At 69.3% G+C, this 26,997-nt stretch carries 20 protein-coding genes and 3 pseudogenes; 7 read left to right on the top strand and 16 right to left on the bottom strand.

Annotated features, from left to right (window positions below; genetic code table 11):
- Nucleotides 1-94: 94 nt before the first annotated feature.
- Nucleotides 95-871: a TIGR03936 family radical SAM-associated protein gene (locus AB0N14_RS06030; RefSeq protein ID WP_366024493.1), complete on the bottom strand. Its 777-nt coding sequence runs from the start codon at nt 869-871 to the stop codon at nt 95-97.
- A 393-nt stretch (nt 872-1,264) separates the two neighbouring features.
- Here AB0N14_RS06030 and AB0N14_RS06035 point away from each other — a divergent pair, with 393 nt between their 5' ends.
- The 4 genes from AB0N14_RS06035 to AB0N14_RS06050 all read left to right on the top strand — a co-directional run bounded on the left by AB0N14_RS06035 (nt 1,265) and on the right by AB0N14_RS06050 (nt 4,237).
- Complete coding sequence (locus AB0N14_RS06035) at nt 1,265-2,146, top strand: alpha/beta hydrolase (protein WP_366024494.1); 882 nt, start codon at nt 1,265-1,267, stop codon at nt 2,144-2,146.
- Nucleotides 2,147-2,309: 163 nt separating this feature from the next.
- Entirely contained in the window at nt 2,310-3,005 is a 696-nt protein-coding gene (locus tag AB0N14_RS06040) for a DUF899 family protein (protein WP_366024495.1), read from the top strand.
- A gap of 506 nt (nt 3,006-3,511) precedes the next feature.
- Nucleotides 3,512-3,694 carry a hypothetical protein gene (locus AB0N14_RS06045; RefSeq protein ID WP_366024496.1) on the top strand — a complete coding sequence of 61 codons (183 nt, stop codon included), beginning with the start codon at nt 3,512-3,514 and terminating at the stop codon, nt 3,692-3,694.
- A gap of 105 nt (nt 3,695-3,799) precedes the next feature.
- Nucleotides 3,800-4,237 carry a serine hydrolase gene (locus AB0N14_RS06050; protein WP_366024497.1) on the top strand — a complete coding sequence of 146 codons (438 nt, stop codon included), beginning with the start codon at nt 3,800-3,802 and terminating at the stop codon, nt 4,235-4,237.
- A gap of 416 nt (nt 4,238-4,653) precedes the next feature.
- Here the strand turns inward: AB0N14_RS06050 and AB0N14_RS06055 are convergent.
- Nucleotides 4,654-5,658 (bottom strand): annotated as a pseudogene (locus AB0N14_RS06055) (restriction endonuclease); the annotation flags it as partial.
- Between the two features lie 17 nt (nt 5,659-5,675).
- Here AB0N14_RS06055 and AB0N14_RS06060 point away from each other — a divergent pair.
- Nucleotides 5,676-6,103: pseudogene (locus tag AB0N14_RS06060) on the top strand (sporulation protein); the annotation flags it as partial.
- 50 nt (nt 6,104-6,153) lie between these two features.
- Nucleotides 6,154-6,503 (top strand): annotated as a pseudogene (locus AB0N14_RS06065) (transposase); the annotation flags it as partial.
- A 166-nt stretch (nt 6,504-6,669) separates the two neighbouring features.
- Here the strand turns inward: AB0N14_RS06065 and AB0N14_RS06070 are convergent.
- The 11 genes from AB0N14_RS06070 to AB0N14_RS06120 all read right to left on the bottom strand — a co-directional run bounded on the left by AB0N14_RS06070 (nt 6,670) and on the right by AB0N14_RS06120 (nt 22,526).
- Nucleotides 6,670-8,640 carry a TIGR03960 family B12-binding radical SAM protein gene (locus AB0N14_RS06070; RefSeq protein WP_366024498.1) on the bottom strand — a complete coding sequence of 657 codons (1,971 nt, stop codon included), beginning with the start codon at nt 8,638-8,640 and terminating at the stop codon, nt 6,670-6,672.
- A gap of 165 nt (nt 8,641-8,805) precedes the next feature.
- On the bottom strand, nt 8,806-10,305 hold the full coding sequence (locus AB0N14_RS06075; RefSeq protein WP_366024499.1) for a CYTH and CHAD domain-containing protein: 1,500 nt from the start codon (nt 10,303-10,305) through the stop codon (nt 8,806-8,808).
- 195 nt (nt 10,306-10,500) lie between these two features.
- Nucleotides 10,501-11,700: a rod shape-determining protein RodA gene (rodA, locus tag AB0N14_RS06080; RefSeq protein ID WP_366024500.1), complete on the bottom strand. Its 1,200-nt coding sequence runs from the start codon at nt 11,698-11,700 to the stop codon at nt 10,501-10,503.
- On the bottom strand, nt 11,697-13,949 hold the full coding sequence (gene mrdA / locus AB0N14_RS06085) for a penicillin-binding protein 2 (protein ID WP_366024501.1): 2,253 nt from the start codon (nt 13,947-13,949) through the stop codon (nt 11,697-11,699). Before mrdA ends, rodA begins: the two co-directional genes overlap by 4 nt.
- 70 nt (nt 13,950-14,019) lie before the next feature.
- Complete coding sequence (mreD, locus tag AB0N14_RS06090) at nt 14,020-14,688, bottom strand: rod shape-determining protein MreD (protein WP_366024502.1); 669 nt, start codon at nt 14,686-14,688, stop codon at nt 14,020-14,022.
- A 12-nt stretch (nt 14,689-14,700) separates the two neighbouring features.
- Complete coding sequence (gene mreC, locus AB0N14_RS06095; RefSeq protein WP_366024503.1) at nt 14,701-15,639, bottom strand: rod shape-determining protein MreC; 939 nt, start codon at nt 15,637-15,639, stop codon at nt 14,701-14,703.
- Nucleotides 15,640-15,806: 167 nt separating this feature from the next.
- Nucleotides 15,807-16,826 (bottom strand): rod shape-determining protein, encoded by a 1,020-nt coding sequence (locus tag AB0N14_RS06100; RefSeq protein ID WP_103845224.1) that lies wholly within the window; start codon nt 16,824-16,826, stop codon nt 15,807-15,809.
- Nucleotides 16,827-17,167: 341 nt separating this feature from the next.
- Nucleotides 17,168-17,581 (bottom strand): nucleoside-diphosphate kinase, encoded by a 414-nt coding sequence (ndk, locus tag AB0N14_RS06105; RefSeq protein ID WP_366024504.1) that lies wholly within the window; start codon nt 17,579-17,581, stop codon nt 17,168-17,170.
- Nucleotides 17,582-17,774: 193 nt separating this feature from the next.
- Complete coding sequence (locus tag AB0N14_RS06110) at nt 17,775-18,113, bottom strand: DUF4233 domain-containing protein (RefSeq protein ID WP_366024505.1); 339 nt, start codon at nt 18,111-18,113, stop codon at nt 17,775-17,777.
- Between the two features lie 6 nt (nt 18,114-18,119).
- The gene (locus AB0N14_RS06115; protein WP_366024506.1) at nt 18,120-19,667 is read right to left on the bottom strand and encodes a folylpolyglutamate synthase/dihydrofolate synthase family protein; all 1,548 of its coding nucleotides are present in this window, start codon (nt 19,665-19,667) and stop codon (nt 18,120-18,122) included.
- Between the two features lie 234 nt (nt 19,668-19,901).
- The gene (locus AB0N14_RS06120; protein ID WP_366024507.1) at nt 19,902-22,526 is read right to left on the bottom strand and encodes a valine--tRNA ligase; all 2,625 of its coding nucleotides are present in this window, start codon (nt 22,524-22,526) and stop codon (nt 19,902-19,904) included.
- A 138-nt stretch (nt 22,527-22,664) separates the two neighbouring features.
- On the opposite strand from AB0N14_RS06120, the gene AB0N14_RS06125 reads away from it, so the two are divergent.
- Nucleotides 22,665-23,726, top strand: a complete 1,062-nt coding sequence (locus AB0N14_RS06125) for a hypothetical protein (protein ID WP_366024508.1) — start codon at nt 22,665-22,667, stop codon at nt 23,724-23,726.
- A 114-nt stretch (nt 23,727-23,840) separates the two neighbouring features.
- Here AB0N14_RS06125 and clpX read toward each other — a convergent pair whose 3' ends face one another.
- The 3 genes from clpX to AB0N14_RS06140 form a co-directional block, all read right to left on the bottom strand.
- Nucleotides 23,841-25,127 carry an ATP-dependent Clp protease ATP-binding subunit ClpX gene (clpX, locus tag AB0N14_RS06130; protein WP_200417377.1) on the bottom strand — a complete coding sequence of 429 codons (1,287 nt, stop codon included), beginning with the start codon at nt 25,125-25,127 and terminating at the stop codon, nt 23,841-23,843.
- A gap of 192 nt (nt 25,128-25,319) precedes the next feature.
- Nucleotides 25,320-26,000, bottom strand: a complete 681-nt coding sequence (locus AB0N14_RS06135; protein ID WP_366024509.1) for an ATP-dependent Clp protease proteolytic subunit — start codon at nt 25,998-26,000, stop codon at nt 25,320-25,322.
- A 322-nt stretch (nt 26,001-26,322) separates the two neighbouring features.
- A complete protein-coding gene (locus tag AB0N14_RS06140) occupies nt 26,323-26,934 on the bottom strand; it encodes an ATP-dependent Clp protease proteolytic subunit (RefSeq protein ID WP_366024608.1) in 612 nt (203 codons plus the stop codon).
- Between the last annotated feature and the right edge of the window lie 63 nt (nt 26,935-26,997).

Genomic DNA, 26,997 nt, shown 5'->3' on the forward strand with positions numbered 1-26,997 from the left:
TGGCGAAAGTCTTCTGGTCGGTGCGCTGCCCGACCCAGGTGGCTCCCGAGTACGAGGGCGGCGCTACGACGTACGTCCCTGCGCGGGACCTTCCTTACGCCGGCGCCGTCGCGGCGGCAGTGGCGGCGGCCGGATGCGGCTCGGTCGCTGCTGCCTCGCGGTCGGGCGCAAGCGGGTCGGTCACCGTGCCGGTCTCTTCATCGAACAGCCCCTGCGCCAGCCTGGTCACCGCTGCGGGGACCGGCGGCGCCAGGTCGGCCACGGCGCGGAGACCGGACAGGACGTCGTCGGGTCGTACGGCAGGCGTCACGTGCCGAACAACCAGCCGCAGTATCGCACAGGGCTGGTCGCTCGGCCTATCAGCCGGCGAACTGTGTGCTTCCACGCGCTCCAGGCTCGCGACGGCGGGACGGGCGTCGAAGGTGCGCATGCCGTTCTTGGTCAGGCGCTGGACCTCGACACTCCCGGCCGCGTTGAAGGCCGCGACGGCGCGCTCGGCCTCCGCCGGGTCCACACCGTCCAGCCGCAGCTCCCACACGGAGGCCGTCAGCCGTTCGGCGAGCCCCGACGTGCGGGCCTCGACCGCCTCCACGATGTCGAGCCCGGCGGGCAACGACTCGTCGAGGAGGACACGCAGCCGCTCCGGGTCGCGCGCCTCGGTGAGCGCGATCTCCAGGTACTCCGCCTCACTGCCCGTGCCGGTGGGTGCGGCATTGGCGTACGACACCTTCGGATGCGGCGTGAACCCCGCCGAGTACGCCATCGGCACCTCGGCACGGCGCAACGCACGCTCGAAGGCGCGCTGGAAGTCACGGTGGCTGGTGAACCGGAGGCGGCCGCGCTTGGTGTATCGCAGTCGAATGCGCTGCACCGCGGGTGCGGGCGGCGGGCCTTCGGGCTGTCGCTTGCCCAGTGTCGTTCAGTCCTTCGTGAGAGCGGTGGTACTCCTACCTAGATTACGTGCCGGGCGGCCCAAACGTTCCCGCCGGGCACCCGCATCTCCGGGTGCCCGGCGGTGCCGGCTCGGAAAACCCACGGCTCAGGACGCCAAAGATCACACGTACGAGCCGTGCGAAGCGGGAGATGGTGCGATCGCCGCAGGCGTCCCCCACTCATGCCCTGGGCTCGCGCGCCCACCCACACCCCACACGCCGGTTAACCCGATTGCACCGGATGAGCGGCCCGGCAGCACCGACACGTGAACGCTGATGTGTGTAAGCCCCGGACGAACCCCGAAGCAGCCCCGAGGGAAAGCGAGAACGGCATGACAGCATCTGCGGTCCACGGCATACGCCGCCGCACAGGGCGCTCCCACGGCACGGTGGCGGGATGCGCCGTCGCCGCCCTGTGCGCGGTGACAGGGGTCCCGGCCGCCGCGGACAGCGGCGCAAGCGGGGCGAAGCCCACCATCGTCCTGGTGCACGGCGCCTTTGCCGACGCCTCCAGCTGGAACGGGGTGATCCAACGGCTCGAGCGCCGCGGCTACACGGTCATGGCCCCGGCCAACCCACTGCGCGGGCTGTACAGCGACTCCGCCTACCTCGCCTCCGTGCTCAAGAGCATCAAAGGCCCCGTAGTACTGGCCGGCCACTCCTACGGCGGAGCCGTGATCAGCACGGCCGCAGCCGGCAACCCCCAGGTGAAGTCCCTCGTGTACATCTCGGCGCTGATGCCCGACGTGGGCGAAAGCGGCATGTCGCTGTCCGCCCGCTTCCCCAGCGCCCTCGGCACCGCCACCACATCCGTGCCCTACCGGGCGGGCGACGTCAGCGGGACCGACCTGTACCTCAAGCGGGACAAGGTGCACCCGGTCTTCGCCGCCTGCCTGCCGGCGAGCGAGGCGAATCTGCTGGCGGTCACCCAGCGGCCTGCGGCCGGCACCGCGTTCTCGGAGAAGGCCCAGGTCGCGGCGTGGAAGGACATCCCGTCCTGGGCCCTGGTGGGCCGGCAGGACATGGCCATCAGTCCGGATCAGGAACGCTTCGAGGCCAAACGCGCCCGTTCCCACACCGTGGAGATCGACACCTGTCACGTGTCCCTGATCGCCCGCCCCGACGCCGTCGCCGACCTGATCCTCCAGGCCGCCACCGCTACCGGGGCCACGCGCCCGACGCTCGCGCGACGCGCAGGCCCTGCCCGGCGGTGAGCCGGCGCAGATCAGCCCGAAGGGGAACTCCCGACACCGCCGGCCGGGGCACCCCGCCGGCCGGGGCACCCGGTGGGTTCGGCCGGCGACCGATGAGTTCCGGAGCCCGGTGGGGTCTACCTTTGGACAATCGAAAGCCGCGCACGAGCTCTGTGAGGGGACCATGACCAGCCACGCACTACCGCCCGTCGTCGACGCCGCAACCTGGGAACGCCAACTCGAGGCACTGCGTGCCCGGGAGAAGGCCGCGACGCGGGAGCTCGACGCCATCGCCGCCGAGCGTCGTCGCCTGCCGATGGTCGAGATGCCCGACTACACCCTCGAGGGCGAGGACGGCCCCGTTCGGCTGGCGGACGTCTTCGAAGGCAGGAGGCAACTGATCGTCTACAACCACATGTGGTTCGCCGGCAAGGAATGGCAGTGCCCGGGCTGCACGGGGTTCACCTCGCAATACACCCGCCTGGAGTTCCTGGACAACTACGACGCGCGATTCGTCATCGTCACCCAGGGCCCGATCAAAGAGGCACTCGCCTACAAGCAGCAGGTCGGCAACCGGATGACCTGGTACTCGACTGCCAACAGCTCATTCGGGGCCGACGTCGGCGCACCGCCCGACGGAGGATTCGCGGTCAACGTGTTCCTGCGCGACGGCGACACCGTCTATCGCACCTGGCACACCAACGGCCGGGGCGTCGAGCAGCTCAGTCACAGCTTCCCGCTGATCGACGTCCTACCGTACGGACGGCAGGAGGAATGGCAGGACTCGCCCGAGGGCTGGCCTCAGTCGCCCACCTACAGCCGGTGGGCGACCTCCGAGGACATCGCCGCGCTCTATGGGCCGGGCTCCGGCGGCGCCTGAACCGATCACGGCCGATGAGCGGGACGACTCGGTGCCATGACGTGCGGTCAGGGGCAGCTAGGGGCGGAGTCCAGGGTGATCCCTGATGGATGGGGAGCCACGGAGCTGGATTCTCGTGAGCATGACACTCGAGCCCGCTTCGGCCCACCGTGCGACCGCCGCCCAGCTGCCCCTGCGACGCAGGCGAAGGTGGGCGGTGTTGTCGGGTGTGGCCGCTGCCACCGTGGTCATCGGTGCAGCCGCGCCCGCGTCGGCCGCCTGCCCCCGTACCCAGCCTCCGCAATCCAGCACGCCGACGACCCGTTGCCTGAGCTGAACCCCCAGACGCTTCAGCAGGCCAGCTCCAGCGCGCCGAACCGGGTGACGGGTGTACTGGCCCGGGTCAGCGGACCGGCCGGGCACTGGACGGGAACGTACGGTGTCGCCGACACCACGACGCAGAAGCCGGTTCCGGTCGACGGTCGCTTCCGTCTCGGCAGCGTACCAAGACCTTCATCGCCACCGTGATGCTGCAACTGGCCGCCGAACACCGTGTCGACCTCGATCAGCCCGTCCAGCACTACCTCCCGGACGTACTGCCCGCCGATCCCCGTTCGCACCCTGCTGAACTTCACCAGCAGCCTGCCCGAACTGACGGCCGACGACATGCCGTCCACGCCCGACGCCCTCGTCCGGCACCGCTTCGATGACCACCCGCTGTCCGAGCTGGTCGCCAAGGCCGTCCGACACGAAAGGCCTTTCACCGAGCCGGGCAGCATGCAGGTCTACGGAGCCACCGCTACTACGTCGCCGCCATGCTCGTCGACAAGCTCACCGGACACAGCTACGAGCAGGAGATCACCCGACGCGTCCTGCGCCCGTTGCACCTGCGGCAGACCACCGCTCCCGAGACCGATCCGACGATCCCCGGCCCCCACACCCACGGCTACCTCGCGGTCCCCCAACCCGACGGAGGGAGCAAGCTGGTCGACGTCAGCGAGCAGAACCCGGGCGCCGGCGGCATGAATTCCTGGCCGCCCTGTTCCGGGGCGGCTCCTGCCGCCGACCTAGATGCAGGAACGGCTCGCGTCCCCCGCGTACCGTATCTGGGCGGCTCCGCCAAGGATCCGGGCCACGGCCGGGCCTACTACGGCGCCGGCCTGATGCGCGTCACGATGCCCGGCCACGACGGCGCCCAGGTGTCACGGTATGGGGCAAGACCGGCAGCACCTTCGGCTACACCGACGGCATGATCACCACCCCTGACCTCCGCCGCCGCCTGACGTACTGCTTCAACCCCGTCACCGGAGGAGGCAACGACATGGACCTGGTCAACCAGATCATCATCACCGCCTTCACCTCATGAGCGGCTGAGGTTTCCGCCACGCGTCCGCAGGGACCTACGAAGCGCGCGCGGATCGGGGCGGTCGACCCGGCGAGTGGTACATCAGCAGGAACCAAGTGAGCCCTTTCCCGAGCAGGGAAGGGGCTCAAAGGGGCGCACCACCAAGCAGGAGGGCTCACGACGGTCACGTCAATGCGCGACCGCTCGGTGCCGGCGCGGCGTTCCTGACCGTCAGAGGCAGCAGCTTCTTGCCGGTCGGACCGATCGGGATTGTGCGTGTCCATCTGCGGACATGCCCTGCACTACGCATGAGCCCAGTGGGCGTTACTCCACATCGATGCCGTACTCCTGGACCAGCTCTTCCAGACCCCCTGTGTAGCCCTTCCCACCGAGCACGAAGTCCCAGTCGCCATTCGGCCTGCGTCGGAAGGAGCCGAGGACCAACGCGGTCTCTCGTGCGCGGCCGTCGGAGACCTCAAGTCGGCTGAGTTCGGTCCTCGCCGGGTCTAGCAACCGGATACAGGCATCGGTGAATCCAGACAAGTCGGCCTCTGGGTTTACCTGTGGATCGACAGCCGCCACCAGCACAAACCGATCTGCCTCCCCCGGCAGCGCGTCGAATGAGACACGCATCGCGGCCTTGTCCGGCACCGCAGCCGGCATTGCGCATACCGAGCCATCGGGGGTCTGCGGATTGTTGAAGAAGACGAAGTGGTCCTCGCTGAGGACGCGGTTGCCCCGGCAGACAAGCGCGCATACGTCCAATGCAACGTTGCCGGACCACGTCATGCCCAACAGGTTGTAGTCATCGGGCGGAGTTGCAGGACCGGACGGCGACGGCTGGGCTGGAGTCGCTCTTCCTCCCTCCCCCAGGCGTCCACGCAGCCCATGCCGGTGCAGCAGGTCGACGAGTTCGCTGCCGGAGATGAGCTCCAGGGGCTTGCCGCGAGCGAAGGTGTGCGAGCCGGGTCCGAAACCTGACGTGGTCACCAGGACGCCCTTGTTGGCGCCGACGTCCTGCACCGTGCCGTACAGGTCGCGCACCGCCGTGGGCGGCACCGTGTTGCGGTAGCGCTTCACCTGTACGACGATCTTGCCGCCCCGGATGGGAGTCGGGTCCAGCGCATCGACGTCCACGCCGCCGTCGTTCGAGCGCTGCGTCGTCACTGCCTGCATCCCCATGGCACGGAACAGGTCTGCAACCAGGGACTCGAAGGCGATCGGATCCATGTCATACAGGTCCGGCTCTTGATCACCACCATGGGTGGCCACATGGCTTCCGACGTCCTGAGGCTGCCGACTCGGCCGTACGGAAGTGAGTTGGTCGGGATTCGGCGCCGCCCTTCGAAGTCTCCCAGTTGCTCGCGTGGACCGCCTACGACGTTGGAAACCACCCGCTTGCCCACCGCTACCTCACATCCACGCTGCGCCTTTCCCAGGTCATCGACGACCGCATCTTCGGCGCCCGCATCCTCGGAAACCTCAGCCACCAGGCCAACTACCTTGGAAAGCAAGCGCAAGCGATCCAACTCGCCCGCGCAGCAGTCGAGGGCGCCAAGGGCCGAGCCACCCCCGGGCCATGGCGAACTACTGGGCGATGGAGGCCCGCGCGCTCTCCAACGCGGGCGACCGGGCCCGGGCGGCCCAGGCAATGAACCAGGCGGAACGCCACTTCGAGCGCGCCGACATCGGCGAAGACCCGGCATGGCTGAGTTACTTCGACGACGCTGAACTCTTGGGCGAGTTCTGCCACTGCTTCCGGGACCTGAAGATGTGAACCGTCCCGGGTTCGGTAGGGACTCGATCATTTGAGAGGATCGAGTCATGGCACGTCCTTCCCAGTACCCGCTTGAGCTGCGCCGTCGTGCGGTGCGGATGGTCGCCGAGGTGCGGCCGGAGTACGACACCGAGTGGGCCGCGATGAAAGCGGTCGCCCAGAAACTGGGCATCGGTACGACCGAGACGCTGCGTAAGTGGGTGCGGCAGGACCAGATCGATACCGGCACCCGGCCGGGCACGACGACGGAGGAGTCGGCCGAGCTGAAGCGGCTGAAGAAGGAGAACGCCGAGCTGAAGCGGGCGAACGAGATCCTCAAAGCCGCGGCGTCTTTCTTCGCGGCCGAGCTCGACCGGCCACACACGCGCTCGTAGCCTTCATCGACGAGCACCGGGACCGCTTCGGCGGTGTCGAGCCGATCTGCCGCGTGCTGACCGAGCACGACTGCCGAGGACGCCAGCGACACCTGCGGGCGAGGACGCGAAACGCCGACCGCAGCCGCCACCTCATCCTCGCTCGCCCCCGCCAGCGCCTCCATCACCCGATCGAGTGCCTCGCTCACGTCAGTGCGCGTGATCGCTGGAACCGGGCGCCTGACCAGCGTTCTTGACCGTCAGCGGCAGCAACTTCTTGCCAGTCGGGCCTACTTGTACCCAAGTATCCATCTGCGGACACACCCCGCAGTCGAAGCAGGGCGTCCACCGGCAGTCCTCGACCTCCGTCTCGTCGAGGGCGTCCTGCCAGTCCTCCCAGAGCCAGTCCTTGTCGAGGCCCGAGTCGAGGTGGTCCCAGGGGAGGACCTCCTCGTAGGTGCGCTCGCGGGTGGTGTACCAGTCGACGTCCACTCCGTAGGGGGCCAGCGCCTTCTCCGCGCACGCCATCCAGCGGTCGTAGGAGAAGTGCTCGCGCCAGCCGTCGAAGCGGCCGCCGTCGTCGTACACCGCGCGGATCACCGCGCCGATCCGGCGGTCGCCGCGCGACAGCAGGCCCTCGACGATGCCCGGCTTGCCGTCGTGGTAGCGGAAGCCGATCGAGCGGCCGTACTTCTTGTCGCCGCGGATCTTGTCCCTCAGCTTCTCCAGGCGCCTGTCCGTCTCCTCGGCGGAGAGCTGGGGCGCCCACTGGAAGGGGGTGTGGGGCTTGGGGACGAAGCCGCCGATCGAGACCGTGCAGCGGATGTCGTTGGAACCGGAGACCTCGCGGCCCTTCTGGATCACGCGGGTCGCCATGTCGGCGATCTGGAGGACGTCGTCGTCGGTCTCCGTCGGCAGGCCGCACATGAAGTACAGCTTCACCTGGCGCCAGCCGTTGCCGTAGGCGGTGGCGACCGTGCGGATGAGGTCTTCCTCCGAGACCATCTTGTTGATGACCTTGCGGATGCGTTCCGAGCCGCCCTCCGGGGCGAAGGTCAGACCCGAGCGGCGGCCGTTGCGGGTGAGTTCGTTCGCCAGGTCGATGTTGAAGGCGTCCACGCGGGTGGAGGGGAGCGAGAGGCCGATCTTGTCGTCCTCGTAGCGGTCCGCCAGGCCCTTGGCGATGTCGCCGATCTCCGAGTGGTCCGCCGAGGACAGGGAGAGGAGGCCCACCTCTTCGAAGCCCGTGGCCTTCAGGCCCTTGTCGACCATCTCGCCGATGCCCGTGATGGAGCGCTCGCGGACGGGGCGCGTGATCATGCCCGCCTGGCAGAAGCGGCAGCCTCGGGTGCAGCCCCGGAAGATCTCGACCGACATGCGCTCGTGGACCGTCTCCGCGAGGGGGACGAGCGGCTGCTTGGGGTAGGGCCACTCGTCGAGGTCCATGACCGTGTGCTTCGACACACGCCACGGGACGCCGGAGCGGTTGGGGACCACGCGGGCGATCCGGCCGTCGGGGAGGTACTCGACGTCGTAGAACGCCGGGACGTACACCCCGCCGGTCTTCGACAGGCGGAAGAGGAGTTCCTCGCGGCCGCCGGGGCGGCCCTCCGCCTTCCAGGCGCGGACGATCCTGCTGACCTCGAGGACCGCCTGCTCGCCGTCGCCGATCACCGCGCAGTCGATGAAGTCCGCGATCGGCTCGGGGTTGAAGGCCGCGTGGCCGCCCGCCATGACGATCGGGTCGTCGATGGTCCGGTCCTTGGACTCCAGCGGGATGCCGGCGAGGTCCAGGGCCGTCAGCATGTTCGTGTAGCCCAGCTCCGTGGAGAAGCTGATGCCGAACACGTCGAAGGCCTTCACCGGGCGGTGGCTGTCGACGGTGAACTGCGGGACGTCGTGCTCCCGCATCAGCGCCTCCAGGTCCGGCCACACGCTGTAGGTGCGCTCGGCGAGGATGCCCTGCTGCTCGTTCAGGACCTCGTAGAGGATCATGACGCCCTGGTTGGGCAGCCCGACCTCGTAGGCGTCGGGGTACATGAGTGCCCAGCGGACGTCGCACTCGTCCCACGGCTTGACGGTGGAGTTCAGCTCGCCGCCCACGTACTGGATCGGCTTCTGCACGTGTGGCAGCAGGGCTTCGAGCTGCGGGAACACCGATACAGCGGCTTCGGCAGACATCTCGCGACTTTCGTGAGCTGGACGGAACTGTCAGGGGTGACCATCTAGCCTAACGCGGCCGGGACACCTCCTCGGACGCCCGCAGGACGCGGCCGCGGGCAGGGCCGCAGGCGTCCGTCGGCCCGTCCCGCCTAAGCACCGAGCCCCGGGCAGGCCCCCATCCGCTCAGACGTCCGCTTCCGCCTCCACCGCCTGCCACAGCTCCGGCAGCGCCGCCTCCGCCGCTGCCGCCCGCTGTTCCTCACGGCCGTACAGGACGCCGTAGGTGAACGCGTTCTCCCCCGCCGTGTGTGCCTGTGCCGACAGCTCCCGCAGGGCGATCCGGGCCATCACGCTGTCCTGGTGGTCGCCGAGCAGGGTCTGCAGGGACTTCATCGCCGTGGCCAGGGATTCGGCTGGTCCGCCCAGGGCGGGTGCGGCGGCCTCGGCGGCGTACCGGGTGCGCTTGGCCTTCTTGCGGGCCTCGTGGATGGCGAGGTCGCGGTCGGTGCCCGGTGGCTGGTCCAGGGCGCGGCCGATCAGGTCGGCGACCTTGCGGACGTCCTTCCGTACGGCCTTGGCGATCACCTTGGACGGTTTCCCGGCGGCCGCCTTCAGCAGGGGCGGGTCGGTGATCAGGGCGTCCAGCGCGTCCAGCAGCCGCAGGTAGCGCTCGCCGTCCAGGACCTCGATCAGCCGGCGCCGGGAGCCGCCACGCCCCGCGTGGGACCAGGTGCGCAGTCGGCCGCGGACCGGGCCGACGACCAGGTGGCGGGGCAGTGCGGTGACGGCGGCCGTCAGGCGTTCGGTCACGACCTCCTGGTCGCGGTCCACGCCCAGCTCGCCGGCCAGCCACTTCAGCTCGTCGGCGATCGGAGCGGTGACGGCGGGGTCGAGGACCTCGGCGTAGGAGCGGAGTGTGCTGCGCAGCCGGCGGGTGGCCACGCGCAGGGCGTGCACGGAGTCGAAGACGTCCTGGCGCACCGCGGGGTCGAGGGCGACGATCGCGTCCCGTTGGGCGCGGACGTAGGCGAGGACGTGGTCGCCCGCGGTGGCCGGTGGGGGCTGCTCATCGGTCGCGGTGCGCCCGCCGGTCTCCTGCAGTGCTCTGGCGAGCTTGGAGTGGGACGGTGAGCGGTGCACTCCGGCCTTGCGGAGTTTCTTCTCGACCTTGTCGAGGAAGCGGGGGTCGCCGTCGTCCGCGAGTTCGACCTCGATCTCGGTCCAGGCGGCGGTGCCGGTGCCGCCGCCGATCCGCTCGGCGCGGACGTGGTCGAGGCTGACCTCGGCGAGCAGGGCGCCGTCGGCGTCGACGAGGTGGCGGACGTGGCGGGCGGAGCGCAGGCGTACGAGGGGGACGAGGGGGGTGTCGCGGACGCGGGAGCGGACGAGGGCGGACAGGGAGCGGGGGACGGTGTCGGAGAGCGGGGCGCGGATCTCGTCGCGGACGCCGTCGGCGACCGGCAGCTTGAGGTGCCAGCCGGCGTCGTCGCCTCCGGTGCGGCGGCGCAGGGTCAGACGGGCGCGGGCCAGGCGTTCGTCGGCCGTGTCGTAGTAGGTGGCGTCGAGTTCGGCGACGCCCTTGTCGATGACTGCCGAGACGCCCGCGACGCCGGTCAGGTCGGGCAGTTGGTCGCCGGGCCCGGCCTCGTACTTGCGCTCGATCTCGCGCTTGGTGTCCGCCATGACGCGAATCTAGTGGGAATCGGTGCGGGATGGCAGGGGTGCCACTGAGCCCGTCGTAGGGCCCTGCTCGAGCGAGGTCGGGAGTGGGGGAGTTCGAGGACCAGGCCGTTCAGGCCGATCGGGGGCTGGGGCGGAGCCCCAGGGACGGCCACCGCGACCCGCCCGCACCGGACGACCGGCCCGACCGCCGGAGGTCTACGCCGACATCGGCCGCTCCACCCGGATCGACTGCAGCAGTCCCACCGCCATCCAGACGGCGAACATCGAGGAGCCGCCGTAGGAGACGAACGGCAGTGGCAGGCCCGCGACCGGCATGATGCCGAGGGTCATGCCGATGTTCTCGAAGGACTGGAAGGCGAACCAGGCGATGATGCCGGCGGCGACGATCGTGCCGTACAGCTCGGTCGTCTCGCGGGCGATCCGGCAGGCCCGCCACAGGACGACGCCGAGCAGGACGAGGATCAGGCCGGCGCCGAGGAAGCCCAGTTCCTCCCCCGCGACCGTGAAGACGAAGTCGGTTTGCTGTTCGGGCACGAACTGGCCCGTGGTCTGGGAGCCGTGGAACAGTCCCGCGCCGGTCAGTCCGCCGGAGCCGATCGCGATGCGTGCCTGGTTGGTGTTGTAGCCGACGCCCGCGGGGTCGAGGTCGGGGTTGGCGAAGGCGGCGAAGCGGTTGATCTGGTACTCGTCCAGGATGTGGAGCTGCCAGACGGCGATCGCGCCGACGGCGGCTGCGGTGAGCAGGCCGAAGATCCAGCGGTTGGAGGCGCCGGAGGCCAGCAGCACGCCCAGCACGATGACCGCCATGACCATCGTCGAGCCGAGGTCCGGCATGAGCATGACGATCATCATGGGGACGGCGGCCAGGCCCAGGGCCTGCGCCACGGTCCGGTGGTCGGGGTGCGGCTTGTCGCCGGCGTCGACCCGGGCCGCGAGCAGCATCGCCATGCCCAGGATGATCGTGATCTTCACGAACTCGGAGGGCTGGAGGGAGAAGCCGCCGCCGAAGACGATCCAGTTGCGGTTGCCGTTGATGGTGGCGCCGAGCGGGGTGAGCACCAGCAGCACCATGAACAGCGAGATGCCGTACAGGATCGGCACGGCGGTGCGCAGGGTGCGGTGGCCGAGCCAGACCGTGCCGATCATCAGGGCGATCCCGATGCCGGTATTGATCAGGTGCCGGATCAGGAAGTAGTACGGGTCGCCCTGGTTGATCTCGGTGCGGTTGCGGGTGGCCGAGTAGACCAGGGCCGTGCCGATCAGGGACAGGGTCAGGGCGGACAGCAGTATCGGCCAGTCGAGGCGGCGGGCCAGGCCGTCGCGGGCGAAGATCCGCGTCCAGCCGGCCCGCTCGGGCCCGTACCCGGAGACGGAGAAGTTGTTCGCTCCGGTCACGTGAGGATCCTCCGCCTCTTCGTCGGGCGGCCCGTACGCCGTCGGGTGTCGCGGTTGCTCGCGGTCGGCGACGGCGCGGTGCCCGGCGGGTTGTCGGTGGGCGCCGTCTGCCCGGGCGACGGGCTGGCCTGGTTGGCGTTCGGGTCGTACTTCTCGATCTTCGGAGCGACGATCGAGCCGTCGGGCTGGATCTTGGGCAGGCCCTGCTGCGGGGTGTACAGCAGGGCCTTCTTCTTGTCGATCGAGCCGTCGGACTGGACGCCGTACAGGGCGTTGTAGATGTTGTGGACGGCCTCACCGGAGGCGCCGGAACCGGTACCGGCCTGGGAGATCGTCATCACGACCGCGTAGTCCTTGGAGAAGGTGGCCAGCCAGGACGTGGTCTGCTTGCCGTAGACCTCGGCGGTACCGGTCTTGGCGTGCAGTGGGATCTTGTCCTGCGGCCAGCCGCCGAACTTCCAGGCGGCGGTACCGCGGGTGACGACGCCCGCGAGGGCCGCCTCCATGACGTCACGCGTCTTGGCGTCGATCGGCAGCCTGCCGTGCGACTTGGGCTTGATCTCGGTGACCTTCTTGCCGTCGGGGCTGACGATCGCCTTGCCGATGGTCGGGTCCCACAGCGTGCCGCCGTTGGAGATCGCCGAGTAGATGACGGCCTCCTGGATCGGGGTCAGGAGGGTGTCGCCCTGGCCGATCGAGTAGTTGATCTCGTCGCCCTCGCGCATCTTGTTGCCCTCGAGGCAGTTCTCGTACGCGATCTTCTCGACGTAACTGCCGTCCTTCTTGCCGGTCTTGCACCAGGCGTCCTTGTTGGCCTCCCAGTACTTCTGCTTCCACTGGCGGTCGGGGACGCGGCCGGAGACCTCGTTGGGCAGGTCGATGCCGGTGGGCTTGCCGAGGCCGAACTGGTGGGCGGTCTTGAAGAACCAGTCCTTGGGCTGCCCCTTCTTGGGGTTGATGCCGCCGTCCTTCTTCCACTCGTTGTCCGCGAGGCCGTAGAAGACGGTGTCGCAGGAGACCTCCAGGGCGCGGCCCAGGGAGATCGGGCCGAAGTTCTCCCCTTCGAAGTTCTTGAAGACCTGGCCGCCGACCGAGTAGGAGCTGGTGCACGGGTAGTGGCCGTCGAAGTCGTAGCCGGCCTGGATCGCGGCGGCCGTGGAGACCACCTTGAAGGTGGAACCGGGCGCGGACTGGCCCTGGATGGCCCGGTTGAGCAGCGGGTAGTCGGAGTCCTTGCCGGTGAGCTTCTTGTAGTCCTTGGCGGAGATCCCGCCGACCCACACGTTCGGGTCGTAGGTCGGGGCGGACGCCATGGCGACGACGCGGCCGGTCTTGGCCTCCATCACGACGACGGCACCGGAGTCGGCCTTGTAGTTCTCCCCGGTGTTCTTGTCGAACTGGGTGCGGGCGACCTTCATCGCCCGGTCCAGTTCGTACTCGGCGACCCGCTGCACCCGGGCGTCGATGCTGGTGACCAGGTTGGATCCGGGTTCGGCGGCGTCCGACTTGGCCTTGCCGATGACCCGGCCGAGGTTGTCGACCTCGTAGCGGGTGACGCCGGCCTTGCCGCGCAGCTCCTGGTCGTACTGGCGCTCGAGGCCCGAGCGGCCGACCATGTCGGAGCGCAGATACGGGGAGTCGGTGTTCTTCGCCTGCTGGATCTCCTGGTCCGTGACGGGCGAGAGGTAGCCGAGCACCTGCGCGGTGTTGGCCTCGCCGGGGCTCGGGTAGCGGCGCACGGCCTCCGGCTCGGCGGTGATGCCGGGGAAGTCCTCCGAGCGCTCACGGATCTGCAGGGCCTGACGGGGCGTGGCCTCGTCGGTGATGGGGATGGGCTGGTACGGGGAGCCGTTCCAGCAGGGCTGGGGCGTCTTGGCGTCGCACAGCCGGACCTTCTCCATCACGTCCTGGGACTTCATGCCCAGCACGCCGGCCAGCTTGGTCAGGACGGCCTTGCCGCCGTCCTTCATCTTCATCAGGTCGGTGCGGGAGGCGGAGACGACGAGCTTGGTCTCGGTGTCGGCGAGCGGGACGCCGCGCGCGTCCAGGATTTCACCGCGTACGGCGGGCTGGACGACCTGCTGGACGTGGTTGCCGGACGCCTCCTTCTGGTACTGGGCGCCCTCTCGGATCTGCAGGTACCACAGGCGGCTGCCGAGGGTGCCGAGAAGGGAGAAGACGAGGATCTGGATGACGACGAGCCGGATCTGGACACGTGGAGTCCGCCCGGTCTCGGGAATGTTGGTCACTGCTGCCGCCCCCTCTCAGCGCACGGGTCATACGAGTACACGGTCGACCTGTGCGGCCCAGGTCCTGTCCTCACAGCCGCTTGACCCCCTTGATGCGTCCCGCGCGGGCCACCCGGGCCTTGGCGGCTCTGACCCTCAGGCCGCTGCGCTGGCTGCCGATGCGCAGCCCGGTGCCGGAGGACAGCCAGCCGGAGGAGACGTCGGCCGCCTTGGCGGAGTTGGTCTCGGCGAGCGGGTCGTTGTCGGCGCGGCGGGCCAGGGCCATGATCCCGGGCACCACGAAGGGCGCGAGCAGCAGGTCGTACAGCGCGGCGGTGAACAGCAGGCTCGGCAGGCCCACATGGCGGGCGGCGGTGTCACCGACGAGGGCACCCACGCACGCGTACAGCAGGGTGGAGCCGATCGCGGCGGCGACCACCACGACCATGGGGCCGCTGGCGGACTTCAGACGGCCGTTCTCCGGCTTGGCGAGTCCGGCCAGGTAGCCGATGACGCACAGCACGAGGGCGTAGCGGCCGGCGGCGTGGTCGGCGGGCGGGGCCAGGTCGGAGAGCAGGCCCGCGCCGAAGCCGACGAGGCAGCCGCCGACGTGGCCGTAGACCAGGGCGAGGCCCACGACGGTCAGCAGCACCAGGTCCGGGACGGCGCCGGGCAGGTGCAGACGGGCGAGGACGCTCACCTGGATCACCAGGGCGACGAGGACCAGGGGGGTGGCGAGCAGCATCCGGTTGAGGCGCATCAGGTTCGGCTCCTAGGGCGTCTGCTGCCCGCCGTCGGCGGAGGCCGAGGGGGTGACGGTGACGGTCACGGTCGGCGTGGGCGTCGGCTGGGGCTTCGGTGGCAGGACGGTGTCGCGCGGGTCCTTCTTCGGCGCCTGGACGACGACGCCGACGACATCGAGCTTGGTGAAGGACGCGAACGGGGTCACGTAGATCGTGCGGGTCAGGCCGCCGCCGGAGGGGTCGACCCGGGAGACCACGCCGACCGGGACGCCCGGCACGAACGGCTTGTCGGCCTCGGAGCCGAAGGTGACCAGACGGTCGCCCTTCTTCACGTCCGCCTTGGCGTTGAGGAGCTGCACGCGCAGCGGGCGGTCGCCCTGCCCGGAGGCGAAGCCGAGTTCGTCGCTGCCCTCCATTCGGGTGCCGACGGTGAAGTCCGGGTCGTTGGCCAGCAGGACCGTCGAGGTGTCGGGGCCGACGGTGGTGACACGTCCGACCAGCCCGTCGCCGTTGAGGACGGTCATGTCGCGCCTGATGCCGTCGTTCGCGCCCACGTCGATGGTGACGGTCCAGGAGAAGCCCTGGGCCGCTCCTATCCCGATGACCTCCGCGCCCTTGATGCCGTACTGGCCCTCGCCCGCCACACGGATCATCTTGTCGAGCTGCTTGAGCCTGCTGCGGTTGCGGTCGTCGCTGCCCAGCTTCGCCTTCAAGGCCGCGTTGTCGTGCTCCAGTTGGGCGATGCGGTCGTGCCGGCTGCCGGAGTCGCGTACGGCCGCGATCGCGTTGCCGACGGGGTCGACGGCGGACGACACCCCGTTCTCGATCGGGCCGAAGACCGTGGCGGCGGCCTGGCGGGCACCTTCGACCGGTGAGTCCTGGCCACCGCGGATGTCCACCGTGATCAGAGCGAACGCGATGGCGATCAGCAGCACCAGGAGCAGCCGGCTCTCTCGTGTGTCCCTCACGTGCGGCGGCCGTGCCTTCCTCGTCGGATGGGAGGTTGGGATGGGAGGTTCGGTGGGGAGGTCGGGATGGGAGGTTCGGTTGGAGGCGATACGGGGCTCATGCCTCTATATCAACGATCCGCCGCACGAGCACAGATGGTCTCGTACGGCGGAGTCGGCGCGTCGCGTCATCTGCGGGGCTGGGCGTCCAGCACCTGCTGGAGCGCCTCGAACTCCTCGACGCACTTGCCGGAGCCGAGCGCCACGCTGTCCAGCGGGTCCTCGGCGATGTGGATCGGCATGCCGGTCTCCCGGCGCAGCCGCTCGTCGAGGCCGCGCAGCAGGGCGCCGCCGCCGGTGAGGACGATCCCTCGGTCCATGACGTCGCCGGACAGCTCCGGCGGGCACTTGTCGAGGGTCGTCTTGACCGCGTCCACGATCGCGTTGACCGGTTCCTCGATGGCCTTGCGGACCTCGGCCGCGGAGATGACCACGGTCTTGGGCAGCCCGGAGACCAGGTCCCGGCCGCGGATTTCGGTGTGCTCGTCAGTGTCGAGGTCGTACGCCGAACCGATCGTGATCTTGATCTGCTCGGCCGTCCGCTCGCCGAGGAGGAGCGAGTACTCCTTCTTGACGTACTGGATGATCGCGTTGTCCAGTTCGTCGCCCGCGACGCGGATGGACTGGGCGGTGACGATGCCGCCGAGCGAGATGACCGCGACCTCCGTGGTGCCGCCGCCGATGTCCACCACCATGTTGCCCGTGGCCTCGTGGACCGGCAGGCCGGAACCGATGGCGGCGGCCATGGGCTCCTCGATGATGTGCACCTGGCGGGCGCCGGCCTGGGAGGACGCCTCGATGACGGCCCGGCGCTCAACGCCCGTGATGCCCGACGGCACACAGACGACGACCCGCGGACGAGCCAGATACCGCCGCTTGTGGATCTTCAGGATGAAGTAGCGGAGCATCCGCTCGGTGATCTCGAAGTCGGCGATCACGCCGTCCTTCAGCGGGCGCACGGCCACGATGTTGCCCGGCGTCCGGCCGATCATCTTCTTCGCTTCCGCGCCGACCGCGAGGATGCCACCGGTGTTGGTGTTGATCGCGACGACGGACGGCTCGTTGAGTACGATCCCGCGACCCCTGACGTACACCAGCGTGTTGGCGGTCCCGAGGTCGACAGCCATGTCACGGCCGATGAACGACATTGAGTTCCCCATCAGGATTCGTCTGGCCTTCCCAAGTGGAGCGTTGGACAGCTTTCGTTGGGGCGGCGAAGTGGGTGCTGTGACGTGAAGGCTTACATCGTAGTCTCGCCTGCACGAAACACTGCGCGAGGGTCTCCGCCATTGTCAGCAGATGACGCGTCGCCTCGCTTCTGGAGACGGGCGTTCGGGAGTAGCCGTTCCCCCGAACGCGCCGCATATGCCAAGGGTCGACGGGGTTTCCGGGTCCGGATATCCCGGCGGGGCCGTTACGGCATCCGGGTGACGTGACAAACCCTCAGAAATCATCCACAAGACGGGTTCGGAAGTTCATCATCCTAGGCTCAGAAGCGCCCGGGAAAGAAGATCTTCAGTTCGCGCTCGGCGGACTCCTCGGAGTCGGAGGCGTGGATGAGGTTCTCGCGGACGATCACACCGAAATCGCCGCGGACGGAGCCCGGGGTGGCGGCGAGGGGGTCGGTGGCGCCGGCGAGCGCGCGCACGCCCTCGATGACCCGCTCACCCTCGACGACGAGCGCGACGACCGGCCCGGAGGCCATGAACTCCACCAGCGGCTCGTAGAACGGCTTGCCCTTGTGCTCGCCGTAGTGCTGCTCCAGCGTGTCCTGGTCCAGGGTGCGCATGTCCAGCGCGCTGATGGTCCAGCCGGCCTTGCGCTCGATACGGCCGATGATCTCGCCGATCAGCCCGCGACGAACGGCGTCGGGCTTGAGGAGGACGAGGGTGCGCGAGGTCACGAGAGGGCTCCTTTACCAAGGTTTTCGGTGCGTAGAGGTTACAGGGCGGGTCTGGGTGGACGTTACGCAGCGTCAGGTGCCCTCTGGTGCGGTGGCCGGCTGGGGGCCGCGCCCCCGGACCACCGCTTTCGGCCTGAACGGCCTCGTCTTCAGACTCCCCCGAGCTCTTTCGAGCAGGGGACCGCCGGACGGGCTACTGGCTGCCCTCGGCCGCGAATCTCGCCTTGGCCTCGTCGATCTTCCGCCCGTAGTGGACCGACGCCCACCACAGCGCGGCGAAGACCGCGCCCATGAAGAACATCGTCGGCACGAAGAACCCGGAGGCGATCAGCGCGATCTGCAGCGCCCAGCCCAGCTGGACCCCGCCCGGCCGGGTGATCATGCCGCAGAGCAGGATGCTGAGCAGCATCGCGATCCCGCTGACCGTCCACACCGTGCCCGTGGACAGGCCCGGGTCCTTCATGGCGACCAGCGCGGCGAAACCGATGACGAAGAACTCGCCGATCAGGGTCGAAGCACACAGCGTACGCACGAGACGTCAGCCCTTCCCCAGCAGCAGTCGGGCCTCGCCGACGGTGATGACGGAACCGGTGACGAGCACGCCGGCGCCCGCGTACTCCCCCTCCTCCTCGGCCAGCGTGATCGCGGCCTCCAGCGCGTCCGGCAGCCTCGGCTCGACCTGGACGCGCTCCTCGCCGAAGACCTCCACGGCGATCGCGGCCAGCTCGTCCGCGTCCATCGCGCGGTGGCTGGAGTTCTGGGTGACCACGACCTCGGCGAAGATCGGCTCGAAGGCCTCGAGCAGCCCCCGTACGTTCTTGTCGCCGCTCGCCCCGACGACCCCGATCAGCCGGCTGAAGTCGAACGCCTCGCTCACCGCCTCCGCGGTGGCCCGGGCGCCCGCCGGGTTGTGGGCGGCGTCCAGGACGATCGTCGGGGAGCGCCGTACGACCTCCAGACGGCCCGGGGACGACACCGACGCGAAGGCCTTGCGGACCGTGTCGATGTCCAGCGGCTCGGGGCGCTGGGAGCCGACGCCGAAGAACGCCTCCACCGCGGCGAGCGCCACGGCGGCGTTGTGGGCCTGGTAGGCGCCGTGCAGCGGCAGGTACACCTCGTCGTACTCGCCACCCAGGCCGCGCAGCGTGAGGAGCTGCCCGCCGACCGCGACCTGCCGCGACACGACCCCGAACTCCAGGCCCTCGCGGGCCACGGTCGCGTCCACCTCCACGGCCTTCTTCAGCAGCACCTGGGCCGCGTCGACCGGCTGCTGGGCGAGGATGACGGTGGAGTCGGACTTGATGATCCCGGCCTTCTCACCCGCGATCTCGCCGGGCGTGGAGCCGAGCCGGTCGGTGTGGTCCAGGTCGATGGGGGTGACGACGGCGACGTCCCCGTCGATCACGTTGGTGGCGTCCCAGCTGCCGCCCATGCCGACCTCGACGACCGCGACGTCCACGGGCGCGTCCGCGAAGGCCGCGTACGCCATGCCCGTGAGCACCTCGAAGAAGGACAGCCGGTACTCCTGCGCGGCGTCGACCATCTCGATGTACGGCTTGATGTCCTGGTACGTCTCGACGAAGCGCTCGGCGGCGATCGGGGCGCCGTCCAGGCTGATGCGCTCGGTGATCGACTGGACGTGCGGGCTCGTGTACCGGCCGGTGCGCAGCTCGAAGGCGCCGAGGAGGGCCTCGATCATGCGTGCGGTGGAGGTCTTGCCGTTGGTGCCCGTGATGTGGATGGAGGGGTACGAGCGCTGCGGCTCGCCCAGTACGTCCATCAGCGCGGAGATACGGCTGACGGACGGCTCCAGCTTGGTCTCGCCCCAGCGGGTCGCCAGCTCGGCCTCGACCTCGCGCAGCGCCTTGTCGACCTCGGGGTCCTGGGGCCGCGTGGGCACGTCGCCCTGCGGTGGGCCGCCCTGGGTGCGCAGGGTTCGGCTGCCGGCCTCGATCACCGCTAGATCGGGGATTGGGGTCTCCCCTGCTCGAGCGGAGTCGAGAGCTTGGGGAAGGTCGGTCTCGGCCTCGACGATCTGCTCGAAGGGATCGCTCTCGTTGGGGTCGCGCGGGGGCAGGTCACTCACGAGGCCAGTCTACGGAGGAGCAGTGACAACCATACGTCAAGGCCCCCGGAGCCTTGAGGTTCCGGGGGCCTGGGGTGCCCGGGGGTGGGTTTCGCCTGCCCGCGCCGGCGGGGTGCCTCCCCCAAGCTCTTCGATCAGGGGGTACCCCCAGTGCCCACCCGTGCCGCCCCTGGGCGTCCCCCAGGCCGTCAAGGCTCTGGGCGAGGCACGACTGCCCGCAGCTCTGCCGACCGGCTAGGCCTGCGGCAACCGCTCCAGCTGGGCCTGGATCCGGGCGATGTCCTCCTCCGCCTTGGCCAGCCGCGTACGGATCTTCTCCACGACGTGCTCCGGCGCCTTGGCGAGGAACGCCTCGTTGCCGAGCTTGCCGCCGGCCTGCGCCTTCTCCTTCTCCGCTGCGGCCAGGTCCTTCGCGAGTCGCTTCCGCTCCGCCGCCACGTCGATCGTGCCCGACAGGTCCAGCGCGACCGTGGCCCCCGCGACCGGCAGGGTCGCCGTGGCCGTGAAGCCCTCGCCCTCCGGCTGCAGTCGCAGCAGCTGCCGGATGGCCGCCTCGTGCGTGGCGAGCGCGGTGCCCTCGAGGCTCAGCCGCGCCGGAACCCGCTGACCTGGCTGGAGGCCCTGGTCGGCGCGGAAGCGGCGGACCTCGGTGATCACCGACTGGAGGGTCTCGATCTCCTTCTCGGCCGCGGCGTCACGGAACCCGCTGTCCTCGGGCCAGTCCGCGATGACGACCGACTCACCGCCCGTGAGGGTGGTCCACAGCGTCTCGGTGACGAACGGCACGATCGGGTGCAGCAGCCTCAGCGTGACGTCCAGGACCTCGCCGAGGACCCGCTTGCTGACCTCGGCCGCCTCGCCGCCCGCCTGGAACGTGGTCTTCGACAGCTCGACGTACCAGTCGAAGACCTCGTCCCACGCGAAGTGGAAGAGGGCGTCGGACAGCTTGGCGAACTGGAAGTCGTCGTAGAAGGCGTCGACTTCGGCGACGACCGAGTTCAGCCGGGACAGGATCCAGCGGTCGGTGGCCGACATCTTCTCGGGCGAGGGCAGCGGGCCCTCGACCGTCGCGCCGTTCATCAGCGCGAAGCGGGTCGCGTTCCAGATCTTGTTGGCGAAGTTGCGGGACCCCTGGACCCAGTCCTCGCCGATCGGGACGTCGACACCCGGGTTGGCGCCACGGGCCAGGGTGAACCGGAGCGCGTCCGAGCCGTACTTGTCCATCCAGTCCAGCGGGTTGACCGCGTTGCCGAAGGACTTCGACATCTTCTTGCCGAACTGGTCGCGGACCATGCCGTGCAGGGCGATGGTGTGGAACGGCGGGGTGCCGTCCATCGCGTACAGGCCGAACATCATCATCCGGGCGACCCAGAAGAAGAGGATGTCGTAGCCGGTGACCAGGACGGAGTTCGGATAGAACTTCTTCAGGCTCTCGGTCTGCTCGGGCCAGCCCAGCGTGGAGAAGGGCCACAGGCCGGAGGAGAACCAGGTGTCGAGGACGTCGGTGTCCTGACGCCAGCCCTCGCCGCTCGGCGGCACCTCGTCCGGGCCGACGCAGACGACCTCGCCGTCCGGCCCGTACCAGACCGGGATGCGGTGGCCCCACCACAACTGGCGCGAGATGCACCAGTCGTGGAGGTTGTCGACCCAGTCGAAGTACCGCTTCTCCATCTCCTGCGGGTGGATCTTGACCTTGCCCTCGCGGACCGCGTCACCGGCGGCCTTCGCGAGCGGCCCGACCTTGACCCACCACTGCATGGACAGGCGCGGCTCGATGGTGGTATTGCAGCGCGAGCAGTGGCCGACGGAGTGGACGTACGGGCGCTTCTCGGCGACGATCCGGCCCTCGGCGCGCAGGGCGGCGACGATCGCCGAGCGGGCCTCGAAGCGGTCCAGGCCCTGGAAGGGGCCGTGCGCGGTGATGACGGCGTGCTCGTCCATCACGGTGATGGCGGGCAGGCCGTGGCGCTGGCCGATCTCGAAGTCGTTCGGGTCGTGGGCCGGGGTGACCTTGACGGCGCCGGTGCCGAACTCGGGGTCGACGTGCTCGTCCGCGACGACCGGGATGGAGCGGTCGGTGAGCGGCAGCTTGACCAGCTTGCCGACCAGGTGCTTGTAGCGCTCGTCGTCGGGGTGGACGGCGACGGCGGTGTCACCGAGCATCGTCTCGGCGCGGGTGGTGGCGACGACGATGGTCTCGTCCCCGTCTCCGTACTTCATCGAGACCAGTTCGCCGTCGTCGTCCTGGTACTCCACCTCGATGTCCGAGATGGCGGTCAGGCAGCGCGGACACCAGTTGATGATGCGCTCGGCGCGGTAGATCAGCTCGTCGTCGTAGAGGCGCTTGAAGATGGTCTGGACGGCCTGGGAGAGGCCCTCGTCCATGGTGAACCGCTCGCGGGACCAGGCGACGCCGTCGCCGAGGCGCCGCATCTGCCCGGAGATCTGCCCGCCGGACTCGGCCTTCCACTGCCAGACGCGCTCGACGAAGGCCTCGCGCCCCAGGTCGTGCCGGGACTTGCCCTCCTTCGCGAGCTCGCGCTCGACCACGTTCTGCGTGGCGATACCGGCGTGGTCCATGCCGGGCTGCCACAGCGTCTCGTGGCCCCGCATGCGCTTGCGGCGGGTCAGGGCGTCGATGAGGGTGTGCTCGAAGGCGTGCCCCAGGTGGAGGGAGCCGGTGACGTTCGGCGGCGGGATGACGATGGTGTACGGCGGCTTGTCGCTCTTCTCGTCGGCCTCGAAGTAACCGCGCTCCACCCAGCGCTCGTACAGCGGCCCCTCTACATCGGCCGGCGCGTACTGGGTCGGCAGTTCGGTGTGGGGCGCTGATGGCTGCTGCTGAGCGTTCTCGGTCACGGGGGTCAGTTTAGAGGTGTCACGGCCCCGTCCCGAAACACGATTCTTTCGTAACGGCGAGCCCCCTGGCGACCCGGCGCTTCCCGGCCTGCGCCAGGATGTCAGGGCCACACAAGCGTCTGGAGGGGAACCCAGAACATGAGCTACAACCAGCCGGGCCCGTACGGCGGGCAGCCCCAGCAGCCCGGACCGTACGGTCAGCCGGGGCAGGGGCAGCCGGGGCCGTACGGTCAGCCGGGCCCCTACGGCCAGCCGCCGCAGGCCCCCCAGCCCCAGCCCGGCTACGGCTACCCCCAGCAGACCCCGCCGGCGCCCGGCTACGGCTACCCCCAGCAGACCCCGCCGGCGCCCGGCTACGGCTACCCCCAGCAGACCCCGCAGGCCGCCCCGCCCCAGCAGAACCCGTACGCCCAGCAGCAGCCGCAGCCGCCCTACGGCCAGCAGCAGCCTCCGTACGGCCAGCCGCCCTACGGGGTCCCTCAGCCGCCGGTCCCAGGGGGCGGCAGGAAGAAGACGGGGCTGATCATCGGCGCGGTGGCGGTGGTGGCGGCGATCGCGGTGGGGGCGTACTTCGTCATCGGCGGTGGTGGGTCGTCCGGTCTCGCCGACGACGGTCCTCACAAGCTGACGACGCCGCAGAAGGTGCTCGGCGAGTACAACCGGGCGACCAAGGAGAGCGACACCAGCGACACCAGCTCCAGCACCGTCAAGGACCTGGAGAAGAGCGGCATGAAGAACGGCACCGCCGTCTACGGCGCGTACTCGACGGCCGACCTCAGCAAGTACGACCCGAACGATCCTTCCACCCTGCCCGACAAGTCCAAGCTGCTCACGGCCAAGGGCGTGACGCTCATCGGCGCCTACGGCAAGATCGCCGATCCGAAGGCGTCCCTGGACGCGTACTTCGCCCAGATCAAGAAGGACTTCCAGAAGAACTCGTCCGCCAGCAGTGCCGCGGGCAAGAGCGAACTGGTCGGCGAGCCCGAGTCGGTCGACATCGACGGCGCGGTCATGAAGTGCCAGGCGGCCAAGGGGACCAACCAGCTCACCAAGCAGCAGCAGACCGACTGGTTCTGCGCCTGGGCCGACTACAGCACGATGGCCATGGTCTCCCCGGGCAACAACGCGGCCGACGTGTCGAGGGACACCGCGGCCGACATCACCCGCAAGCTCCGCAGCGACGTGCGCGTCAAGGCCTGACGCGCTGCGCCGCAACGGTGAAGGGACCCCGGTCGGTTGACCGGGGTCCCTTCACCGTCCGGGGGGCGGCTCGTGTGCCGAGCCCGCGGGGGCGGCTCGTGTGCCGAGCGGTGGCTACGCCGTCTTCTGCTCGCCCGGCCCCCGCCCGCGCGCGTCCCGCGGGATCAGGGTCGGGTTGACGTTGCGGAGCACCACGTCGGCCGTGATGACGACGCGGGCCACGTCCTTGCGGGACGGGACCTCGTACATCACCGCCTGGAGGACCTCCTCCATGATGGCGCGCAGACCCCGGGCGCCCGTCTGGCGCAGGATCGCCTGGTCGGCGATCGCTTCGAGGGCCTCGCGTTCGAAGTCCAGTTCCACACCGTCGAGTTCGAAGAGCCGTTGGTACTGCTTCACCAGGGCGTTGCGCGGCTCGACCAGGATCTGCAGCAGCGCCTTGCGGTCGAGGTTGTGGACCGAGGTGATGACCGGGAGACGGCCGATGAACTCCGGGATCATCCCGAACTTCACCAGGTCCTCCGGCATGACGTCCTCGAACTGGTCCTTGGCCTCCAGTTCGCGCTTCGAGCGGATCGTGGCGCCGAAGCCGATGCCCTTCGCCCCCGCCCGGGACTCGATGATCTTCTCCAGGCCCGCGAACGCGCCGCCCACGATGAACAGCACGTTGGTCGTGTCGATCTGGATGAACTCCTGGTGCGGGTGCTTGCGGCCGCCCTGCGGCGGGACCGAGGCCGTCGTGCCCTCCAGGATCTTCAGCAGGGCCTGCTGGACGCCCTCGCCGCTCACGTCCCGGGTGATCGACGGGTTCTCGCTCTTGCGGGCCACCTTGTCGATCTCGTCGATGTAGATGATGCCCGTCTCGGCCTTCTTGACGTCGTAGTCGGCCGCCTGGATGAGCTTCAGCAGGATGTTCTCGACGTCCTCGCCGACATACCCCGCCTCCGTCAGCGCGGTCGCGTCGGCGATCGCGAACGGGACGTTCAGCATGCGGGCCAGGGTCTGGGCGAGCAGCGTCTTGCCGGAGCCCGTGGGGCCCAGCAGCAGGATGTTCGACTTGGCCAACTCGATGGCGTCGTCGCGGCCTTGCGCGCCGCCGTTCTCACCGGCCTGGACCCGCTTGTAGTGGTTGTACACCGCGACGGACAGGGCCTTCTTGGCTGCCTCCTGGCCGACCACGTACCCCTCGAGGAACTCGTAGATCTCGCGGGGCTTGGGGAGCTCCTCCCAGCGCACCTCGCTCGTCTCGGCGAGCTCCTCCTCGATGATCTCGTTGCAGAGATCGATGCACTCGTCGCAGATGTACACACCGGGGCCTGCGATGAGCTTCTTGACCTGCTTCTGGCTCTTGCCGCAGAACGAGCACTTGAGCAGATCGCCGCCGTCACCGATGCGTGCCACGGTGTGCTTCCCCTTCGCCTGGGAGACGCCTTACGTCCAGCGGCTCCTGGTGCTGCCTTATGTCCGACGGTACCTTGCCGGGCCCCCCGTTCGGGCCCCCCTTGGCATGGTTCGCTTCGACGTGGGCCGGGGCAAACCGTGCCAAGGGGCGGCAGACGATACAGGTCCGGTGACGAATCACGTGGATTCGAGTCAGCGGATCTCGGTGTTGTTCATCTTCCGGGTCGAGATGATCTGGTCGATCAGGCCGTACTGCAACGCGTCCTCGGCCGTGAGGATCTTGTCGCGCTCGATGTCCTCGCGGATCTTCTCGATCGGCTGGGTGGAGTGCTTGGCCAGCATCTCCTCCAGCTGGGTCCGCATCCGGAGGATCTCGTTGGCGGCGATCTCCAGGTCGGAGACCTGGCCGCGGCCGGTCTCGCTGTAGGGCTGGTGGATCAGCACCCGGGCGTTCGGCAGCGCCATGCGCTTGCCCGCGGTGCCCGCGGCCAGCAGGACCGCGGCGGCGGAGGCGGCCTGGCCCATGCAGACCGTCTGGATGTCCGGCTTCACGAACTGCATCGTGTCGTAGATGGCCGTGAGCGCGGTGAAGGAGCCGCCGGGGCTGTTGATGTAGACCGAGATGTCACGGTCGGGGTCCATCGACTCCAGGCACAGGAGCTGCGCCATGACGTCGTTGGCGGAGGCGTCGTCGATCTGGACGCCGAGGAAGATCACGCGCTCCTCGAAGAGCTTCGCGTACGGGTCGTACTCGCGGATGCCCTGCGAGGTGCGCTCCACGAAGCGCGGGATGACGTAGCGGGACTCGGCCGTCGGGCCGGTGTACTCGGCGTGCGTACGGTCGTAGAGGCCGCTGCCGGGGAAGTCGTTCACGGTGTCTCCTGAAGGGGGCTGGGGCGGTGGCTGGGGGCTGGAGGGGCGCTGGGGGCTGTTCGGGTCCTTGTGGGTCCTGTACGGCCGCTGTCGGGCCCTGGGACCCGCCTGCGGCTCCGTCGGGCGCCGGCCGGGCCGCTGGGCCCTGAGGGCCGTGCCGGGACCCTGAGCCCTCACGGGGGCCAGGCAGGCCACCGGGTCGGGCCCGGCCGACCGAGGGGCCGGCCGGGCCGGCTGCCCGGCTGCACAGGCCTTGGGGGCCTCGCCGGAGCCTCACGGTCGCCTGGGCGGCCGTCGGACCTCGAGCGGACCCGGTGAGCCCTTACGAGCCCGCCCCGGTGCCTCCGCCGCCCGGCATGCCGGCAGCGGTGGTGATGACCTCGTCGATCAGGCCGTACTCCTTGGCCTCCTGGGCGTCGAACCAGCGGTCGCGGTCCGAGTCCCGGGTGATCTGCTCGACCGACTGGCCGGTGTGGAAGGAGGTCAGCTCGGCCATGCGCTTCTTGGTGTGCAGAAGCCGCTCGGCGTGGATCTTGATGTCCGACGCGGAGCCGGCGAGGCCGGCCGAGGGCTGGTGGATCAGGATCTCGGCATTGGGCAGGGCGAAGCGCTTGCCCGGGGTGCCCGCGCTGAGCAGGAACTGCCCCATGGAGGCCGCCATGCCCATGGCGATCGTCACGACGTCGTTCTTGATGTACTGCATGGTGTCGTAGATCGCCATGCCGGCCGTGATCGAGCCGCCCGGGCTGTTGATGTACAGGTAAATGTCCTTGTCCGGGTCGGAGGCAAGGAGCAGCAGCTGTGCGGTGATCTTGTTGGCGATGTCGTCGTCCACCGGCTGGCCGAGGAAGATGATCCGCTCGTTGAGCAGCCGGTTGTAGACCTGGTCGCCGAGGCCGCCACCGATGGAAGGCTCGCCGGCGGCGGAGGGCATCAGATTCGTCACGTATCCACCTGCTCGTCTTACGACGGCACGGGGCCGTCTCACGTGTCCTGC

The sequence above is a fragment of the Streptomyces sp. NPDC051104 genome (assembly GCF_040682835.1).
GTDB classification, from domain to species: domain Bacteria; phylum Actinomycetota; class Actinomycetes; order Streptomycetales; family Streptomycetaceae; genus Streptomyces; species Streptomyces cynarae.

Coding starts and splice junctions, on each gene's coding strand:
- AB0N14_RS06045 (WP_366024496.1), top strand. CDS start 3,512: ATGCTGCAACTGGCCGCCGAACACCGTGTCGACCTCGATCAGCCCGTC.
- AB0N14_RS06100 (WP_103845224.1), bottom strand. CDS start 16,826: ATGTCGTTCATCGGCCGTGACATGGCTGTCGACCTCGGGACCGCCAAC.
- AB0N14_RS06070 (WP_366024498.1), bottom strand. CDS start 8,640: ATGTCTGCCGAAGCCGCTGTATCGGTGTTCCCGCAGCTCGAAGCCCTG.
- AB0N14_RS06125 (WP_366024508.1), top strand. CDS start 22,665: ATGAGCTACAACCAGCCGGGCCCGTACGGCGGGCAGCCCCAGCAGCCC.
- AB0N14_RS06140 (WP_366024608.1), bottom strand. CDS start 26,934: ATGCCCTCCGCCGCCGGCGAGCCTTCCATCGGTGGCGGCCTCGGCGAC.
- AB0N14_RS06050 (WP_366024497.1), top strand. CDS start 3,800: ATGCTCGTCGACAAGCTCACCGGACACAGCTACGAGCAGGAGATCACC.
- AB0N14_RS06075 (WP_366024499.1), bottom strand. CDS start 10,305: ATGGCGGACACCAAGCGCGAGATCGAGCGCAAGTACGAGGCCGGGCCC.
- AB0N14_RS06035 (WP_366024494.1), top strand. CDS start 1,265: ATGACAGCATCTGCGGTCCACGGCATACGCCGCCGCACAGGGCGCTCC.
- mreD (WP_366024502.1), bottom strand. CDS start 14,688: ATGCGCCTCAACCGGATGCTGCTCGCCACCCCCCTGGTCCTCGTCGCC.
- AB0N14_RS06040 (WP_366024495.1), top strand. CDS start 2,310: ATGACCAGCCACGCACTACCGCCCGTCGTCGACGCCGCAACCTGGGAA.